Here is a 16,640-nt window from a genome sequence, read left to right on the forward strand (position 1 = left end):
TTTCCTCTCAGTGCATCGCCGCGCCGCCGTCGACGCTGATGCATTGTCCCGTGATGAAGCTGGCGGCGGGGGACGCCAGGAAGAGGATCGCGGCGGCGACCTCCTCCGGGCGGCCGATGCGGCCAAGGGGGTTGGCGCTCTCCAGCGCCTTCTGGGCGTCGGTCATGCGCTCGAAGCCCAGCAACGGGGTGTCGGTCGGGCCGGGGGCCACGGCGTTGACCAGGATTCCGGGCGCCAGCTCCCGTGCCCAGGACCGCGTCAGCGACAGCATCGCCCCCTTGGTGGCGCAGTAGCCCGAAGCGCCCTGGCGGCCGAGATACGCGAGTTCCGACGCGATATTGACGATGCGGGCACCCGCTTCCATGGCCTTCAGGGCCTCCCGCGTCACCAGGATCGGACCGCGCAGGTTGACCGCGTACATGCGGTCCATGTCGGCGATGTCGATCGCGCGGAGCGGCGCCTCGATCTCGATGCCGGCGCAATTCACCAGCAGGTCGAGGCCGCCCAGGCGCGCGGCGGCCAGGGCGACCGCCTCGATCACCTGGCCCTCGTCGGTCACGTCGGCGACCACCCGGCCGGCGTCGTCGGCCGGGGCCGGCGCGCGGTCCAGCCCGACCACCCGGGCGCCGGCGCCGCGCAGGGCCTCGCAGGCGGCGAGGCCGATCCCGCTCGCGGCGCCGGTCACCAGCGCCCTGAGCCCGTTCAAACCTGTCACCACGGCACTTCCCCCCGGTCGGCTCCGAGGCTCTGGCCGGTGACGTTGGCCGCGAGGTCGGAGGCAAGGAACAGATAGGGACCCGCCATGTCCGGCGGCTCCATGAGGCCGGGCAGCGCCTGCCCGGCGATGATGTCGTCCAGAAGATCCGCTTCCCCGCGGCCCGCCCGTTCCGCCATCCGGCCGAGCGAGCGCATGGAGGCTTCCGTCCTCACCCAGCCGGGGCACACAGCGTTGACCCGGATGCCGCTGGGCCCCAGCTCCTTGGCCCAGGTCTTGGTCAGCCCGATCACCGCGTGCTTCGACGCGACATAGGCGGAGAACAGCGGCTCCGCGACGCGGCCCCAGACCGAGGCCGTGTTGACGATGGCGCCGCCCGCGCGCATGCCCGGCACCACGGCCCGGGTCACCAGGAAGGTGCCCAGGATGTTGATCTCGATGATGCGCCGGAAGGCCGCCTCGTTCTCCGCGCCGGCGTCGTCCAGCGGGGTCATGAGCTCCAGGCCGGCATTGTTGACCAGCACGTCCACGGCGCCGATGCGGGCCGCCATGGCGGCCACCTCGTCGCCCCGGGTCACGTCGGCCCGGTGCGCCATGGCGCCCAGCGCCTCCGCCGCGGCGTGGATCGCGTCGTTCTCCGCCGCGACGTGCAGGTCCGCCCCGGCGGTGGCGAAGGCCTGGGCGATGCCGAAGCCGATGCCGCGGCTGGCGCCGGTGACCAGCACCGTGCGGCCGTCGAAACGGGGCAGGGTCATTCCTCGTCTCCCGCGGCTTCGCGCAGCAGTTTCAGGACTTCGCTCCGAAGCCGGAAGAATTCCGGGCTGTCCCGCAGCTCCAGCGGGCGGTCGGGGCCGAGGCGCCCGGTGATGTCGATGTCCGCCATGACCCGCGCGGGCCGCTTGGAGAACACGATGACCCGGTCGGCCAGGAACACCGCCTCCTCCACGTCGTGGGTCACGAAGACGATGGTCTTGGCGTCGCGCCGCTGGATGCTCCGCAGCTCGACCTGGAGCCGTTCCCGGCGCTGCGCGTCCAGGGCACCGAACGGCTCGTCCATCAGCATCACGTCCGATCCGGCCGCCAGCGTGCGGGCGATCGCCACGCGCTGGCGCATGCCGCCGGACACCTTGTTCGGATAGGCGTCGGAGAACTCGTAGAGCCCGACCAGTTCCAGGTAATGGTCGCGGCGGGCCAGTTTCTGCCGCTCCGTCAGGTCGCGGCGATAGCGCATGCCGAAATGGACGTTCTCGGCGACGGTCAGCCACGGGAAGGACGAGTAGGACTGGAAGACCATGCCGCGCCGGTGGTCGGGGCCGCCGACCGGCGCGCCTTCGAGGCGGATCGTCCCGGTGGACGGCGTGTCCAGCCCGCCGATCATGCGCATCAGCGTGGTCTTGCCGCAGCCGGACGGCCCCAGGAAGACGACGAACTCGTTGCGGGCGATGGTGGCTTCGAAGGGTTGGGCGACCACGTCGAGGTCGCCGAACCGCTTGGTGACGCCGTCGAAAGCGAGATAGGGCTGTGTCATGAACTGTGTCATGGGGGGCCTGCTCACAGGTAGCGGAAGGCGCGGCGGTGGGCCGCCCGGAGAAGCTGGTCGGTGACCAGCCCGATCACGCCGATCACCACCACGCCGGCCATGACCTCGGGCGTCTTCATGTAGCGGCGGGCCGTCCAGATGACGAAGCCGATGCCGCTGTCGGCGGCGACGATCTCGGCGATGATCAGGTAGGTCCAGCACCAGCCCAGCGTGATCCGCAGATTGTCCACCAGTCCCGGCAGCATCGCCCGGAACGCCACGTCGCGCAGCATCTGCCGGGTGTTGGCCCCGAGGGTATGGGCGATCTCGATATATTCCTGCGGCACGCGGCGCATGTCGTCGGCGACCAGCAGGACCAGCTGGAAGAAGGTGCCGAGCCACAGCAGGTACAGCTTTGTGCTTTCGCCGACGCCGAACCAGATGATCGAGAGCGGCACCAATGCCGGCACCGGCAGGTAGCGGATGAAGTCGATGATCGGCTCCAGCGCCGCGCCCACGACGCGGTAGCTGCTCATCAGGATGCCGATCGGGATCGCCATCGCCGCCGCCAGCGCGAAGGCGGCCCAGACCCGCAGGGTCGAGACGCCGGCATGCCACAGCAGGTCCTGCTTCTGGACCATGACCAGCATGGCGCCCAGAACCGTGCTGGGCGCGGGCAGGAAAAGGCTGTTCACCAGCCCCAACCGGGCGACCGCCTCCCACGCCAGCAGCAGGCCGACGCTGGCCGCCACGCCGATCCCGACCTGGGCCGGGCGCGACAGGGTTCCGCGGAAGGCCCAGAGGGACGAGCGCCGGGGAGGCGGCGCCGTCCTGGCGGCCCTCGTTGCGGTGTCCATGGCCTGGAGGTCCGAACCGCGAAGCGCCGTCGTCTGCCCCGGGGTCACGGGGAAACCTGGGAGATCACGGAGGCGTCGATCTGGCTGGCGGCGGTCAGCTTGGTGTCGGCGGCGCCGTTCTCGATGTTCAGCTGCATGACGGTGTCGAAGATCCCGTGCAGGCGGCCGGGCCGGTCCGGAGTGCCGATCAGGTCCTTGGCCTCGGCCAGCGGCGTGTAGGCCAGGCTGGTGTCGATGATCTCCTTCACCTCGTCCTCGCCGAGGTTGTAGTGCGGAGCCGCCAGCTCGATGAACTCCTCCGGGTTCGTCCTGTAGAGATCGATCGCCCGGTAGATGCCGGCCAGGAAGTTCCGGTACTTCGTCGGGTTCTTCTTCAGGTCGTCCTGGCGGGCGGTGATCACGTCGATGATGATCTCGCTGTCCACCGACGACAGCAGGACCTTGCCCTTGCGGTCCGGCAGGGCGGTGATGGCCTGGGACTGGAACGGCTGGTATGTCCCGACCGCCGCGATCGAGCTGTCGGCGAAGACGGCGATCGTGTCGGCGGTCGCGATCTCCACGATCGACAGGTCGTCCAGGCTCATCCCTTCCTTCTTCAGGGCGAGTTGGAGCAGCAGGCGGGCCGGGATGTTGGGTTCGACCGCGATCTTCTTGCCGCGCAGGTCGGCCACCCCGCCGATCGACCCGTCCGCGATGACCCCGTCGCCGCCGACCGACTTGTCGATCGTGCCGATGATGACGCCCGGCGTGGTCTCGTCGCGCGGGCGGCCCTGGTGCTCGCCGACGGTGCGCATGTCGACCTCGATGTCGCCGCGCATCATGGCCGCCATGACGTTGGCCCGGTCGTCCTCGAACTTCATGTCGACCGTCAGCCCGAGTTCCTTGAAGTAACCCTTGTCGGCGGCCACGAACACGGGCGCGAAGCCGGGCCAGGTGGGCGACAGCACCCGGATCGTATCGGCTGCCCAGGCCGGTACCGAGACGGTCGCGAGGAGCAGGGCGGCGGCTGCAAGTCGGCTTGTGCGGAGCATCGGTGACCCTCATCGCTGGACTGGTTCGCGGGGATCATCGCCCAGGTTTACATCTATAAAAATCAGGTTTAATAGACGGATATATTGAAAATCATCGATGTGAAATTGGCACCGGGACCATGAGACGCCTCGACAACATCGACCTGCGCCTGCTGCGCGTGTTCGTCACCCTGGCGGATTCCGGCGGCTTCGCCGATGCCCAGATCGTGCTCAACCTGTCGCAATCGACGCTCAGCACCCATCTGGCGGCGCTGGAACGGAAGCTGGGGGCGCCCCTGTGCGAGCGCGGGCGCCGCGGCTTCCGCCTGACCGAATTCGGCGAGGCGACCTACGACGCGGCCAAGCGGCTGTTCGTGGAGATCGACGCCTTCCAGTCGCGCATCGGCCGCGACCGGGGCAAGCTGATGGGCCAGCTGCGCGTCGGCATCGTGGACGGCGTGGTGACCTCGCCGGAACTGGGCATCCAGACGGCGCTGAGCCGCTACTGCGAGTACGCGCCCGACGTCTTCGTGGACCTGCTGCTGGGTACGCCGACGGAGCTGGAAGCCGCGGTCGCCGACGGCTCGCGCGACGTGGTGGTCGGCCCCATGTCGCAGAAGGTCCCCGGCCTGACCTACCAGCCCATCTACCGCGAGCCCCACTCCCTCTATTGCGGCAGCGGGCATCGACTCTACGGCATGCCGGACGACAGGATCGACCGTACGGCGATCGAGGAGGCGCCTTTCGCGGTGCGCGGCTACCTGCATTTCGACGACCTCTACCGCGCCAACCACCCGCGTCCCTGCGGGACGGTCATGCATATGGAGGCGCAGGTCATGATGATCCTGTCCGGCCGGTTCATCGGCTTCCTGCCCTGCCATATCGGCGAGGACTGGATGCGCCGCGGCCTGATGCGTCCCCTGAAGCCGAAGACCTACAACTTCGCCTCGACCCACTTCGTCGCGACCCGCAGCGCCGATGCCGGACGCGCCCTGGTGCAGAGCTTCGTGCGGGAGATCAAGCGGCAGGCGGCGTCATCGGAACCGGGACGGATCGCCAGCCCGGCGTGATGGAACGGTATTTGCAAGAGCTTCCAGCCTGTACCTCGGCAGGAGAACAGGTTTGGCTTACCTACGGCATCCCAACGTGGATTGGGGGAAATCCCGGCTCCGATCGCTCGCCGCGGCCTTGCACCGGCTGCTGAGCGCCCGTGCCCAGGCGATGCATCCGGCACTGTTCAAGTCACCGGGACCAGTGAAACGGCCGGGGAAGGCTCGCTGACCGGTTCCGGGGCGTGGAGGGCCGCCTCCCGCCTCGCGGCGATCTTGGCCTCCAGGGGTAGGTCGTAGGTCACGGTCGCCCCATAGGCGCCCGGTTCCTGGGGATCGACGCGGACCTTGTCGAAGGCGAGCACGCGGGTCGCCAGGGTGAATCCTTCCTTCAGGTCGTGGGTGACCATGAAGATGCTCATCTTGTGCTTGTCCCACAATCCCAGCAGCAGCTCGTACATCTGGGCCTTGGTGCCGGCGTCCAGCGCGCCGAACGGCTCGTCCAGCAGCAGCACCTTGGGCTTCCGGATCAGCGCCTGGGAGATCGCCAGCCGCTGCTGCATGCCGCCGGACAGCTCGGCGGGGTACTTGTCCCGGTGGGCGGACAGGCCGACCGTTTCCAGGATCCCGGAAGCCTCCTGCTCGGCGGCGCGCCGCTCCCGGCCGAACAGTTTTCCCAGGAACCTCGAGCGCTCGAACTCGCGCCCGATGATCACGTTCTGGAGCACCGTCAGGTGCGGGAACACCGAGTAGCGCTGGAACACCACGCCCCGGTCCGGGCCGGGCTCGGCGACCAGCGGCTTGCCGTCCAGCTCGATGGTGCCGCGGGTCGGGCTCTCCTCGCCCAGCAGCATGCGCAGGAAGGTGGTCTTGCCGCAGCCCGACGGGCCGACCAGGGCGCAGAACTCGCCCGACGCGATCTCCAGCGATACCCGCTCCAGCACCACTTGGCCGGGATATTCCTTCCACAGGTTCGTGACAGATATCCGGCTCATGACTGCCCCTTTCCGGCCTTCAGCCACGGGAAGAAGCGGGCGTTGACCCAGCGCAGCCCGGCGTCCGACAGGAAGGCCAGCAGCGTGATCCAGGCGACGTAGGGCAGGATGACGTCCATCGCCATGTAGCGGCGCACCAGGAATATCCTGTAGCCCAGCCCCTCCGTCGCGGCGATCGCCTCGGCCGAGATCAGGAACAGCCAGGCCGGCCCCAGGGACAGACGCACCGCGTCGATCAGCCGGGGCAGCATCTGGGGCAGCACCACGCGGACCACGATCTGCCAGGTGGAGGCCCCCAGCGTCTGCGCCTTGATCAATTGCTCGCGCGGCAGGTCGCCGACCTTCAGCGCCAGGTCGCGCACCAGGAACGGCGCCACGCCGAACACGATCAGCACCACCTTGGACAGCTCGTCCAGGCCGAAGACGATGAACAGGACCGGCAGCACCGCCATCGGCGGGATCATGGAGACCACGCCGACGAAGGGCGACAGGCCCGCCCGCACATAGGGAATCAACCCGATCGCCAGACCAAGGACCAGCGCCAGGGCGGTCGCAACGCCCAACCCCATCCCCAGCCGCTGAAGGCTGGCCAGCGTGTCCACCCACATCAGATAGTCGCCGGTCCGCGCATCGGGATTGAGCGCCAGCCGGCCGATGGCCGCCGCGAAGCTTTCCAGCTGCGGCAGCAGCTTGTCGTTCGGGTTGGCCGCCAGCCGGGCGGACGAGGCCAGGGCGTAGGCGACGCCGGCCGCCAGGAACGGCAGCGCCCCCCACAGCACGATGCCGCCCCGGCCGGGACGCAGGTTGATGATCCGGCGCATGGGTCAGAGCTTCCCTTCCTGGGCCATCCTCATGTGATCGGCATCGAAGCGCAGCTTGACGTTGCCGGCGTCGCCCAGCACCGTGCCGCCGGGAAAGGCGATCCCGACCGCGTCCACCGTCCGGGCGCCTTCGCCCAGCAGCCCGTGGTCGAACGAGAAGGTGCGGACCAGGTCCATGCCCTTGACCAGCTCGGGGCTTGACGCGAACGCCACCGCCTCGGCCGGGGTGTAGAACATCTTCGTGGTGGCGAGCTGCGCCTTGTAGCCTTCCAGGTCGGTGCCGGCCGCGGTCGCCATGGCGGTCAGTGCCTCCGTGCCCTTCGGCCCGGCGTCCCGCATCAGCGCCAGCGTCTCGTACCAAGCGCCGACCAGAGCCTTGCCCAGCGACGGGTTGTCCTTCAGCGTCTCCGTGTTGACGACCATCAGGTCGATGATCTCGCCGGGGACCTTGCTGCTGTCGAACACCATCGCGGCGCCTTCGGCCTTGCGCACCTCGCTGAGCTGCGGGTTCCAGGTCACGACCGCGGTCACGTCGGGCGACGCGAAGGCGGAGACGATGTCGGCGTCGGCCGTGTTGACCACGCGGACGTCCCGTTCCGACAGTCCGACGCTGTCCAGCGCCCGGGCGAGCAGGTAGTGGGAGACCGACAGCTCCACCAGGTTGACGTCCCGGCCCTTGATCTCGGCGAGGCTGCCGCCGCCCTTCAGCACCACCCCGTCGTTGCCGTCGGAATAGTCGCCGGAGATCAGCGCGGTGGAGTCGACGCCGCCGGCCGCCGGGATGGTCAGCGCGTCCATGTTGGTCATGACGCAGCCGTCGAACGCCCCGGCGGTGTACTGGTTGATCGATTCCACGTAGTCGTTGATCTGGACGATCTCGACCGAGATGCCGTACTTGTCGGCCCACTTCTTCATGATGCCGCTGTCGGCGGCGTAGCCCCACGGCATCCAGCCCGCATAGATCGACCAGGCGATCCTGAAGGATTGTTTCTCCGCCGCGAGCGCCGGCGACTGCGCCGCGGTCGTGACGAGGGTCAGGGCGAGGCCCAGGGCGACGAGTGCCGATTTGAACAGGGTCCGCATGGGAAGGCTCCTCCGGGGTTGGTCAGCGGGCGGCCAGCCAGTTCCTCCAGCCGCCGTGGTTGGTGATATCCTGCGCTCCGGCGGTCGCGTGGGCCTCGCACAGGAAACCCTGCACGCGGGCGCCGCCGGCCAGTTCCAGCGTGCCGATGGCGAGGGGAGGGGGCACCTCGGCGACGAAGCCGCCGAAGCCGGCGGCGTCCAGCTCCCAGACCTCGACCTCGATCCCGCCGGGAGCGCCGGGGTCGCGCAGCAGGCCGGGCTTGGCGGGCGTTGTGCCGGGCAGGGCGAACAGCCTGTAGCCGGCCGCCGTGCGGTCCGTCCGCACCAGCCGCGCGCCGCGCCCGGTAAGCTGGTGGTTGAGCGGCAGTCCGGAGAGGTGGGCGCCGACGACGGCCAGCCGGACCATTCCCGACTCCGCCGCCTCCAGCGCCGGGCCGGCGACGGCATGCCCGGTGGCGCCGATCGTGGGGGCCTGCGCCCGGTGGAACCGGTCGGCCAGCAGCGCCAGCCTGCCGTCCTCGAAGCTGCGCCCGATCAGCGTCACGCCGAAGGGCAGCCCGGTGGAGCGGAACCCGGCGGGCACGGCGATGGCCGACAGGTCCATCAGGTTCACGAAGTTGGTGTAATGGCCCAGTCGGCTGTTCAGCCGGATCGGGTCGGCCAGCATGTCCTCGATGGTGAAGGTGGTGCCGGTCGTGGGAAGCAGCATCACGTCCATGCGCTCCCACCAAGCCTCCGCCCGCCGGGTCAGCTCGGCCAGCCTGTACTGCGCCTCGAAGGCATCGACCGCGCTGTAGCGGCCGGCCCCCAGGATGATCCCGCGGACCACGGGATGGATCGACTCGGGCTTCGTTTCCGCGAAGTCGCGGATCGCGGCCAGCCGCTCGGCCACCCACGGGCCGGCATAGAGCAGCTTCGCCGCTTCGACGAAGGGGGCGTAGTCGAACTCCACGCGGGTGCCGCCCAACTCCTCCAGCCGGGCGGCGGACGCGGCGAACAGCTCGGCGGCGCCCGCGTCGCCGAAGAACTCCAGTCCCCCGGCCGACGGCACGCCGAAGCGGAACCCCGGAGGCACCGAGGCCGGCAGCGTCGCCCCCGCCGGCGCCCGCCGGGAGAACGGATCGGCCGGATCGAACCCCGCCGCCGCCCGGAGGACCGCCAGGGCGTCCCCGCTGGAGCCGGCGAAGATCGACACGCAATCCTGGGTCCGGCAGGCCGGCAGCACGCCCGCGGTGCTGACCAGCCCCTTGGTCGGCTTCAGCCCCACGACATTGTTGAACGCGGCAGGCACCCGGCCCGACCCGGCCGTGTCGGTCCCCAGCGCGAAGCTGACCAGCCCCGCCCCGACCGCGACGCCCGACCCGGAACTCGACCCGCCCGACACATGGGCCGGGTCGAACACGGACGAGCAGATGCCGTAGGGCGACCGGGTTCCGACCAGCCCGGTGGCGAACTGGTCCAGGTTGGTCTTGCCGATCAGGATGGCGCCCGCGGCCTCCAGCCGCTCCACCACGGTGGCGGAGCGGTCGGGTACGAAGGCGAAGTCGGGACAGCCGGCGGTGGTCGGCACGCCGGCCACGTCGATGTTGTCCTTGACCGCGAAGGGGATGCCGAACAGGGGCAGGTCCTCTCCCGCTTCCTTCCTGGCCCGCGCCCGGCCGAGCCGGGCCAGCGCGTCCGCCTTGTCGAGCAGGGTGATCCAGACGGGGCGGAGCCCCATCGCGCCGATCCGGGCATGGACGCCGTCCAGCACGGCCTCCGGCGTCAGGCTGCCGTCCGCGTAGGCTCGGGCAAGGACGGCGATTTCCAGGCTTCGATCAGTCATGTCGGGTGCTTCGATCATCATGCTGCGGGGAGGAAGACGGCGAGCGGCTGGCCCAGCGAGACGGCCTGCCCCTCGGCGCACCGGATCTCGACCAGGGTGCCGTCGGCGGGGGCGGCGACCGTGATCTCCATTTTCATGGATTCGACGATGACCAGGACGTCGCCGGCCTTGACGGCCGTCCCGGCCGCTCCGGCCACCTTCCAGATGCTTCCCGACACCGGGCTGGCTATGGCCTCGCCCCCGTCGGGCATGTCGGCGTGCCCGGGGAGGGGGCCGGGGTCGGCCACCTCCGCCGCGACGGTCTGGCCCGAGGCCTCCCACCGCGTGCGCTCCTCCTCGAAGGCGGCCTGCTGGCGGGCCTTGAAGGCCTCGATCGAGTCCCGGTTCTCCTCCAGGAAGCGCCGGTAGTCGCGCAGGCGGAAGGTCTCCTCGGTGATCCTGAGCGACGCCCGCCCCTGGAGGAAATCGGCCCGGAAGGCCATCAGTTCGTCGTGGGTGACGGGGTGGAAGCGGATCTGGTCGAAGTGGCGCAGCAGCCAGGACTTGCCCGGCGGGAACTCGGCCGTGGTCCGGTAGGTGTTCCACATCTGGCAGGTCCGGCCGACGAACTGGTAGCCGCCCGGCCCCTCCATCCCGTAGACGCAGAGATAGGCGCCGCCGATGCCGACCGCGTTCTCCGGCGTCCAGGTGCGGGCGGGGTTGTACTTGGTGGTGACCAGCCGGTGGCGCGGATCGACCGGGGTCGCGACGGGCGCTCCCAGATAGACGTCGCCCAGCCCCATGACCAGGTAGCTGGCGCCGAACAGGATCTCCTTGACCGCCTCGACACCGTCCAGCCCGTTGATCCGGCGGATGAACTCGATGTTGCTCGGGCACCAGGGTGCGTCGGCCCGGACCGACTGCATGTATTTGGAGATGGCGAGCCGGGTCGCCTCGTCGTCCCACGACAGCGGCAGGTGGACGATCCGGGTCGGAACCTCCAGGTCGTCGATCGCGGGAAGCTCCCGCTCCGCCGCGACCAGCCGGTCCAGCAGGTCGTCGAGCGCCAGCACCCGGCTGTCGTAGTGGACCTGGAGCGAGCGGATGCCCGGCGTCAGGTCCAGGATGCCGGCCAGCCCGAGGCCTTCCAGATGCCGCTGGAGCGCATGGACCCGGAACCGCAGGGTCAGGTCGAGCACAAGCGGTCCGTACTCCACCAGCAGGTAGCGGTCGCCCGAGCGCCGGTAGACCACGTCCTCCCCGCCCGGAACGGCGGCAAGCCGGTGCAGCACCGCCTCGTCCGGCCCGGTTCCCCGCCGCGGCGGCAGGGCGGCCCGGTCCACCGGCCGGAGCGTCGCGACCGCGGCGTCCTGCGCGTCCTCCAGGGCGGCCGCCTCGGCGGCGGTCAGCCGGCGGAAGCGGACCTTGTCGCCCGGCCGGAGCTGGCCGATCTTCCACAGCTCGGCCTGGACGATGGTGGCCGGGCAGACGAAGCCGCCCAGGCTCGGCCCGTCCGGCCCCAGGATCACCGGCATGTCGCCGGTGAAATCGACGGTGCCGACAGCATAGGCGTTGTCGTGGATGTTGGAGGGGTGAAGACCCGCCTCCCCGCCGTCCTTCCGCGCCCAGTCCGGCTTGGGGCCGATCAGGCGCACGCCGGTGCGGCTGGAGTTGTAATGGACCTCCCAGTCCGCGGCGAAGAAGGTGGCGATGTCGTTTTCGGTGAAGAAGTCCGGCGCCCCGTGGGGGCCGTACAGCACGCCGATTTCCCAGGCATGGCCGTAGTCCGGCACCAGGGCCGGATCGATCGCCCCGGTTTCCCCAAGCCTCTCGTCCCCGACATGGAGCACGTCGCCGGGCATCAGCGCCCGCCCGCCATGGCCGCCGAACCTGCCCAGCGTGAAGGTGGAGCGGCTGCCCAGATATTCGGGAACGTCGATGCCGCCCCGGACCAGCAGATAGGCCCGGCATCCCGCGCCGGTCGCCGCCCCGATGCGGAGCGTCGAGCCGGCCGGTACGGCGACCGGCTGCCAGAACGGCACGGCGGCGCCGTCGAGGGTCGTCGGCATGGCGGCCCCGGCCAGGCAGACCAGCGCGTCCGTGTTGAACTTCAGCGTCGGCCCGGAAACCGTCAATTCCAGCCCGGCCGCCCCCTCCGGGTTGCCCAGCAGCCGGTTGCCCAGCCGGAAGGCCAAGGGGTCCATGGGGCCGGACGGTGGCACGCCGACTTCCCAGTAGCCGACGCGGCCGGGATGGTCCTGGACGCTGGTCAGCGTGCCGGGCGCCACCACCTCGATGGAGCGCGCCCGGTAGGCCACGGTCTCCAGGTACCGGGTGGTGAAGCCTCCTTCCGCGAAGGCCGGGTCGGCGGCGATCTGGCGCAGATAGCCCAAGTTGGTCTCGATCCCGTCGAGCCGGCAGGCGTCGAGCGCCGTCCGTAGCTTCGCGATGGTGTCGGCGCGGTCGGTGCCGCGCACGATGATCTTGGCCAGCAGCGGATCGTAGAACGGCGTCACCTCGGTGCCGCGCTCGACCCAGGTCTCCACCCGGGCATCCCCGGGGAACTCCGCCCGGGTCAGGATGCCGGCCGACGGGCGGAAGGCGCGGCCGGGGTCCTCGGCATAGACCCGCACCTGGATGGAGGTGCCCTCGGCCCGCCGGGCGTGCGCGGCCAGCGGGAGCGTCTCCCCGGCCGCCTGGCGGATCATCCATTCCACCAGGTCGACGCCGGTCACCTCCTCCGTCACGCCGTGCTCGACCTGGAGCCGGGTGTTCACCTCCAGGAAATAGAACTCCCCGGCCGCCGCGTCGTGGATGAATTCCACGGTCCCGGCGGACCGGTAGCCGACCGCCGCGCCCAGCCGCTCCGCCGCGTCGAACAGGGCTTGGCGCTGCGCGTCGGACAGATGGGGCGCCGGCGTCTCCTCGATCACCTTCTGGTTCCGCCGCTGGGCCGAGCAGTCCCGCTCGCCCAGGGCCACCACGGTGCCCTGCCCGTCGCCGAAGATCTGCACCTCGATATGGCGCGCGTGCTCGACGAACTTCTCCAGGTAGACGCCGGATTCCTTGAAGTTGTTGCGCGACAGCCGCGACACCGCCTCGAACATCCCGGCCAGTTGCGCCGGCTCGCGGCAGAGCTGCATGCCGATGCCGCCACCGCCGGCCGTGCTCTTGATCATCACGGGATAGCCGATGCGCGATGCCGCCTCCAGCGCCTCCCCGGCGCCGGCCAGCAGCCCGCTGCCGGGCGACAGCGGAACGCCGCTCTCCGCCGCCAGCCGGCGGGCGGTGTGCTTCAGGCCGAAGGCCCGCATCTGGTCCGGCGTCGGGCCGATGAAGACGATGCCGGCCTCGGCGCAGGCCTCGGCGAATGCCGGGTTCTCCGACAGGAAGCCGTAGCCGGGATGGATCGCTTGCGCGCCGGTCGCCCGGGCCGCCTCCAGGATGCGGCCGGCGTCGAGATAGCTTTCCGACACCGCGGCCGGGCCGATGCAGACCGCCTCGCCGGCCATGGCCACGTGCAGGGAGTGGGCGTCGGCCTCTGAATGGACGGCGACCGGGGCGATGCCCATCCGGTCGAGCGTGCGGATGATGCGGCAGGCGATCTCGCCGCGGTTGGCGATCAGGACTTTGCTGAACATGATGATTATCCGTGCCAGGGCCGCCGTTATGCCGCCGCGTCCCAGACCACCACTTCGATCGGCGTCGGGTCATAGGCGTTGCAGGGATTGTTGAGCTGCGGGCAGTTGGAGATCAGGACGATCACGTCCATGCAGGCCCGCATCTCCACATACTGGCCCGGCCCGCTGAGGCCGTCGGCGAAGGTCAGCCCGCCCTCGGGCGTGACCGGCACGTTCATGAAGAAGTTGATGTTGTGGGTGATGTCCCGCTTGGTCAGCCCGAACTCCTCGTGCTCGGCCACCGCCAGCAGGTAGCTGTCGCGGCAGGCATGCATGCACTTCTTCTCCAGCGCGTAGCGGACGGTGTTGGACTCGGTCGAGCAGGCTCCGCCCAGCGTGTCATGGCGGCCGACCGTGTCGGCGACGATCTCAAGCATGGCATTGCCGGCCGTGGACATCAGCCGGGTGCCGACGCCGAGATAGACGTTGCGCTGCTCCCGGATGGTATCGATCGCGCTGTAGCGCTCGGCCGGGTCGGCGGCGTTGTAGAAGAGGGTGTCGGCCGCCTGGTTGCCCTCCAGGTCGACGATGCGGAAGACTTGGCCGGCCTTGACCACGTGGATCCAGTAGTCGCCGGCGGGGACGGTCTTGCGGTAGACGGCGGTATCGGGGGAGAGGGTGCTCTGTCTCGTCATTGTTCCAGGTCCCGGTTCCGGTCAGCCGCACAGGTGGTAGAGGTGGTTGTTCGCGAAGCCGCGTCCGTTCTCGGGGCGGCTGGTGCGGCAGGGATCGTTCTCCGCCGCCGGATCGCCGCGATGGAGTTCGTAGGAGACGGGCTTGCGCGGATATTCCGCCGCAGGGTTCATGGGGTGCGGGCAGGTGTGGAACAGCACCAGCGTGTCCATGTCGAACCGCAGGTCCACGTGGGCTCCCGCGCGGGCACCCTCGGGATCGAAGACCAGAGTGCCGTCCTGCTCGGTGCGGACCTTGCTGAACCAGTTGACGTTGGCCGCCAGGTCGCGCCGGCCCAGGCCGTACTTGGCGGCCTCGACCAGGAAGCTGTCATGGCCGTTCTGGGTCCAGTCGTTGCGGTATTCCTGGTAGCTCCTGCGGCCCCAGCGCTCCGCCACCATGGATTTCGTGGAATTGCCGCAGACGGTGTCGTGCCAGCCGGCGGTGTCGTCGACGATGGAGCAGAAGACCCGTCCCATGTCGGAATAGAGGCAATGCCCGGCGGTCAGCTTGAAGGTGTACTGGCACTTCAGCGTGTCGGGCGCGTTGTAGCGCTCCAGCAGGTTGGCGGGATTGTAGAACAGCATGCCGACATTGGCGCCGCCCTCGCGGTCGATCAGGCGCAGGACCGTGCCGCGCCGGAGCGTGAACGACCAGTGTTTGCCGCCATCGATTTCGTCTTGATACAACAGGTCGGAGCGAACGGTCGCCATGGCCACACCTCAGGCATAGGAGGAGTGCCGGGCAATGGGACGTCCCATCGGAGCAACATCCTCCGTGTTTGAGACCTCCCGGGCTTTTGTCCCGCCGTGTGCCCGTCCGCTGTTCACCGGACGGGTCGCTGCTCTCGGACCAGTAACACCGGAGGGGATTTGAACCCGTTCCGGCCGGAACCCTAGCTGCTGGGACCATGGAGTTCGCAAGCGGCGTGCCAAGCGCCGAACACCCGGAAATGCGGGAGCCGCGCGGCGGCCCGTGCCGGGCAGGGGCGGGATTCTGCACATACGGGCACCAGGGCTGGCGAAGTTTTGGGCAATCGCTCTTCGGGGCATCCGAAGTCGCTTGATTCCACGGGATTCCCCGTGGCAGTAGCGGCCCAAAGAATCGGCTTCCCCAGAATCGGACGTTTCTCCCGTGATCGAACTTCGACAGGTCAGCCACCGGTTCGGCGACCATCAGGTCCTGCGCGACGTGTCGCTGACCCTGACGGAACGGCGGGTCGCCGTGGTCGGCGCGAACGGGTCGGGCAAGAGCACCTTCGCCCGCCTGCTGAACGGTCTGGTGGTGCCGGACGAGGGGACGGTTCTGGTCGACGGCCTGGACACCGGGAAGGACGGCAAGGCCGTCCGACGCAAGGTGGGGTTCGTGTTCCAGGACCCGGACACCCAGATCGTCTATCCCACGGTCGAGGAGGACATCGCCTTCGGCCTGAAGAACCTGAAGCTGGACCGCGCCGAGATCGCCCGACGGGTTGACGACGTGCTCGACCGCTACGGCTTGGCCGAACACCGGAGCCGCCCCGCGCACCTGCTGAGCGGCGGGCAGAAGCAGCTGCTGGCGATCTGCTCCGTCCTGGTGATGGAGCCGGCCTATGTCGTGTTCGACGAGCCGACGACGCTGCTCGACCTGCGCAACAAGCGCATGATCATGGAGATCGTGGCAGGATTGCCCCAGACCGCCGTCTTCATCTCCCACGACCTGGACCTGCTCGGCGCGTTCGACCGGGTGCTTGTGTTCGACGGCGGCCGGATCGTCGCCGACGACCGCCCCTCCGCCGCCATTTCCCGCTATGTCGAGCTGATGGCCTGATGCTGGGCCTCTACATCCGGCGCGAGTCGCCGATCCACGCCCTGGCGCCGGGCGCCAAGATGCTGGCGCTGATGCTGGCGGCGGTCGGCCTGATCCAGGTGACCGATCCCCGCATCCTCGCCATCGTCCAGGCCGCTGCCCTGGGACTGTTCGCCCTGGCGCGCCTGCCACCGCGGGAGGTCGCGGCCCAGCTTCGCCCGGTGCTGCTGCTGGGGCTGTTCTTCTTCGCGGTCCACGCGCTGCTGGTGGACTGGGGGAGCGGGCTGGTCACGGTCCTGCGCTTCACCGTCCTGGTCTCGCTGGCGGTGCTGATCACCCTGACGACCCGGGTCTCGGACATGGTCGAGGCCCTGGAAGGGGGGCTTCGGCCCCTTCGCCGGGTGGGCGTCAATCCCGCAAAGGTCGGCCTGATGATCTCGCTCGCGATCCGGTTCGTGCCGCTGCTGATCGATCTGGTCCGCGAGATCCAGGCGGCCCAGCGGTCGCGCGGCCTGGAACGGAGCGTCACCGCCGTGGCGGTGCCGCTGATCGTGAAGACCCTGCGCATGGCCAGCGTGCTGACCGACGCGATCGAGGCCCGCGGCTACGATCCCGATTGAGTTTCCCGCGCCGGCGCGCCATGTCTC

At 69.6% G+C, this 16,640-nt stretch carries 15 protein-coding genes and 1 riboswitch; of the genes, 3 read left to right on the top strand and 12 right to left on the bottom strand.

The window, feature by feature from the left end; genetic code table 11:
- Window positions 1-7: 7 nt before the first annotated feature.
- From JL101_RS01020 to JL101_RS01040, 5 genes are read right to left on the bottom strand one after another with little or no spacing between them, the layout of a single operon-like run.
- Window positions 8-715 (bottom strand): SDR family NAD(P)-dependent oxidoreductase, encoded by a 708-nt coding sequence (locus tag JL101_RS01020; RefSeq protein WP_228435234.1) that lies wholly within the window; start codon window positions 713-715, stop codon window positions 8-10.
- A complete protein-coding gene (locus JL101_RS01025) occupies window positions 712-1,470 on the bottom strand; it encodes an SDR family NAD(P)-dependent oxidoreductase (protein ID WP_203096696.1) in 759 nt (252 codons plus the stop codon). Before JL101_RS01025 ends, JL101_RS01020 begins: the two co-directional genes overlap by 4 nt.
- On the bottom strand, window positions 1,467-2,255 hold the full coding sequence (locus tag JL101_RS01030; protein ID WP_228435235.1) for an ABC transporter ATP-binding protein: 789 nt from the start codon (window positions 2,253-2,255) through the stop codon (window positions 1,467-1,469). The genes JL101_RS01025 and JL101_RS01030 overlap by 4 nt, the downstream gene beginning before the upstream one ends.
- Before the next feature lie 11 nt (window positions 2,256-2,266).
- A complete protein-coding gene (locus JL101_RS01035; RefSeq protein ID WP_203096697.1) occupies window positions 2,267-3,091 on the bottom strand; it encodes an ABC transporter permease in 825 nt (274 codons plus the stop codon).
- Window positions 3,092-3,135: 44 nt separating this feature from the next.
- Window positions 3,136-4,122, bottom strand: a complete 987-nt coding sequence (locus JL101_RS01040) for an ABC transporter substrate-binding protein (RefSeq protein WP_203096698.1) — start codon at window positions 4,120-4,122, stop codon at window positions 3,136-3,138.
- A gap of 119 nt (window positions 4,123-4,241) precedes the next feature.
- Here JL101_RS01040 and JL101_RS01045 point away from each other — a divergent pair, with 119 nt between their 5' ends.
- The gene (locus JL101_RS01045) at window positions 4,242-5,171 is read left to right on the top strand and encodes a LysR family transcriptional regulator (RefSeq protein WP_203096699.1); all 930 of its coding nucleotides are present in this window, start codon (window positions 4,242-4,244) and stop codon (window positions 5,169-5,171) included.
- A 167-nt stretch (window positions 5,172-5,338) separates the two neighbouring features.
- Here JL101_RS01045 and JL101_RS01050 read toward each other — a convergent pair whose 3' ends face one another.
- Genes JL101_RS01050 through JL101_RS01080 form a run of 7 tightly spaced genes read right to left on the bottom strand, consistent with a single transcriptional unit; the run spans window position 5,339 to window position 14,918 of the window.
- Window positions 5,339-6,145, bottom strand: a complete 807-nt coding sequence (locus tag JL101_RS01050; protein WP_203096700.1) for an ABC transporter ATP-binding protein — start codon at window positions 6,143-6,145, stop codon at window positions 5,339-5,341.
- Complete coding sequence (locus JL101_RS01055) at window positions 6,142-6,966, bottom strand: ABC transporter permease (protein ID WP_202682304.1); 825 nt, start codon at window positions 6,964-6,966, stop codon at window positions 6,142-6,144. The genes JL101_RS01050 and JL101_RS01055 overlap by 4 nt, the downstream gene beginning before the upstream one ends.
- A gap of 3 nt (window positions 6,967-6,969) precedes the next feature.
- Window positions 6,970-8,049: a putative urea ABC transporter substrate-binding protein gene (locus JL101_RS01060; protein WP_203096701.1), complete on the bottom strand. Its 1,080-nt coding sequence runs from the start codon at window positions 8,047-8,049 to the stop codon at window positions 6,970-6,972.
- A gap of 22 nt (window positions 8,050-8,071) precedes the next feature.
- Window positions 8,072-9,874, bottom strand: coding sequence for an allophanate hydrolase (gene atzF / locus JL101_RS01065; protein WP_203096702.1), 1,803 nt, complete (start codon window positions 9,872-9,874; stop codon window positions 8,072-8,074).
- A gap of 17 nt (window positions 9,875-9,891) precedes the next feature.
- Complete coding sequence (gene uca / locus JL101_RS01070) at window positions 9,892-13,494, bottom strand: urea carboxylase (protein ID WP_203096703.1); 3,603 nt, start codon at window positions 13,492-13,494, stop codon at window positions 9,892-9,894.
- Window positions 13,495-13,520: 26 nt separating this feature from the next.
- Window positions 13,521-14,168, bottom strand: a complete 648-nt coding sequence (locus JL101_RS01075; RefSeq protein ID WP_203096704.1) for an urea amidolyase associated protein UAAP2 — start codon at window positions 14,166-14,168, stop codon at window positions 13,521-13,523.
- A 21-nt stretch (window positions 14,169-14,189) separates the two neighbouring features.
- A complete protein-coding gene (locus JL101_RS01080; protein WP_203096705.1) occupies window positions 14,190-14,918 on the bottom strand; it encodes an urea amidolyase associated protein UAAP1 in 729 nt (242 codons plus the stop codon).
- Window positions 14,919-14,991: 73 nt separating this feature from the next.
- Window positions 14,992-15,115, bottom strand: a riboswitch (guanidine-I (ykkC/yxkD leader).
- Between the two features lie 224 nt (window positions 15,116-15,339).
- Here JL101_RS01080 and JL101_RS01085 point away from each other — a divergent pair.
- A complete protein-coding gene (locus JL101_RS01085; RefSeq protein ID WP_203096706.1) occupies window positions 15,340-16,014 on the top strand; it encodes an energy-coupling factor ABC transporter ATP-binding protein in 675 nt (224 codons plus the stop codon).
- Entirely contained in the window at window positions 16,014-16,613 is a 600-nt protein-coding gene (locus JL101_RS01090) for an energy-coupling factor transporter transmembrane component T family protein (RefSeq protein WP_203096707.1), read from the top strand. The genes JL101_RS01085 and JL101_RS01090 overlap by 1 nt, the downstream gene beginning before the upstream one ends.
- Window positions 16,614-16,640 lie beyond the last annotated feature (27 nt).

Source organism: Skermanella rosea (assembly GCF_016806835.2).
Classification (GTDB): domain Bacteria; phylum Pseudomonadota; class Alphaproteobacteria; order Azospirillales; family Azospirillaceae; genus Skermanella; species Skermanella rosea.

What these genes read in the sequence shown, in the direction of transcription:
- JL101_RS01025 (WP_203096696.1), bottom strand. Translation starts at nt 1,470, where the DNA reads ATGACCCTGCCCCGTTTCGACGGCCGCACGGTGCTGGTCACCGGCGCC.
- JL101_RS01030 (WP_228435235.1), bottom strand. Translation starts at nt 2,255, where the DNA reads ATGACACAGTTCATGACACAGCCCTATCTCGCTTTCGACGGCGTCACC.
- JL101_RS01035 (WP_203096697.1), bottom strand. Translation starts at nt 3,091, where the DNA reads ATGGACACCGCAACGAGGGCCGCCAGGACGGCGCCGCCTCCCCGGCGC.
- JL101_RS01040 (WP_203096698.1), bottom strand. Translation starts at nt 4,122, where the DNA reads ATGCTCCGCACAAGCCGACTTGCAGCCGCCGCCCTGCTCCTCGCGACC.
- JL101_RS01045 (WP_203096699.1), top strand. Translation starts at nt 4,242, where the DNA reads ATGAGACGCCTCGACAACATCGACCTGCGCCTGCTGCGCGTGTTCGTC.
- JL101_RS01050 (WP_203096700.1), bottom strand. Translation starts at nt 6,145, where the DNA reads ATGAGCCGGATATCTGTCACGAACCTGTGGAAGGAATATCCCGGCCAA.
- JL101_RS01055 (WP_202682304.1), bottom strand. Translation starts at nt 6,966, where the DNA reads ATGCGCCGGATCATCAACCTGCGTCCCGGCCGGGGCGGCATCGTGCTG.
- JL101_RS01060 (WP_203096701.1), bottom strand. Translation starts at nt 8,049, where the DNA reads ATGCGGACCCTGTTCAAATCGGCACTCGTCGCCCTGGGCCTCGCCCTG.
- atzF (WP_203096702.1), bottom strand. Translation starts at nt 9,874, where the DNA reads ATGACTGATCGAAGCCTGGAAATCGCCGTCCTTGCCCGAGCCTACGCG.
- uca (WP_203096703.1), bottom strand. Translation starts at nt 13,494, where the DNA reads ATGTTCAGCAAAGTCCTGATCGCCAACCGCGGCGAGATCGCCTGCCGC.
- JL101_RS01075 (WP_203096704.1), bottom strand. Translation starts at nt 14,168, where the DNA reads ATGACGAGACAGAGCACCCTCTCCCCCGATACCGCCGTCTACCGCAAG.
- JL101_RS01080 (WP_203096705.1), bottom strand. Translation starts at nt 14,918, where the DNA reads ATGGCGACCGTTCGCTCCGACCTGTTGTATCAAGACGAAATCGATGGC.
- JL101_RS01090 (WP_203096707.1), top strand. Translation starts at nt 16,014, where the DNA reads ATGCTGGGCCTCTACATCCGGCGCGAGTCGCCGATCCACGCCCTGGCG.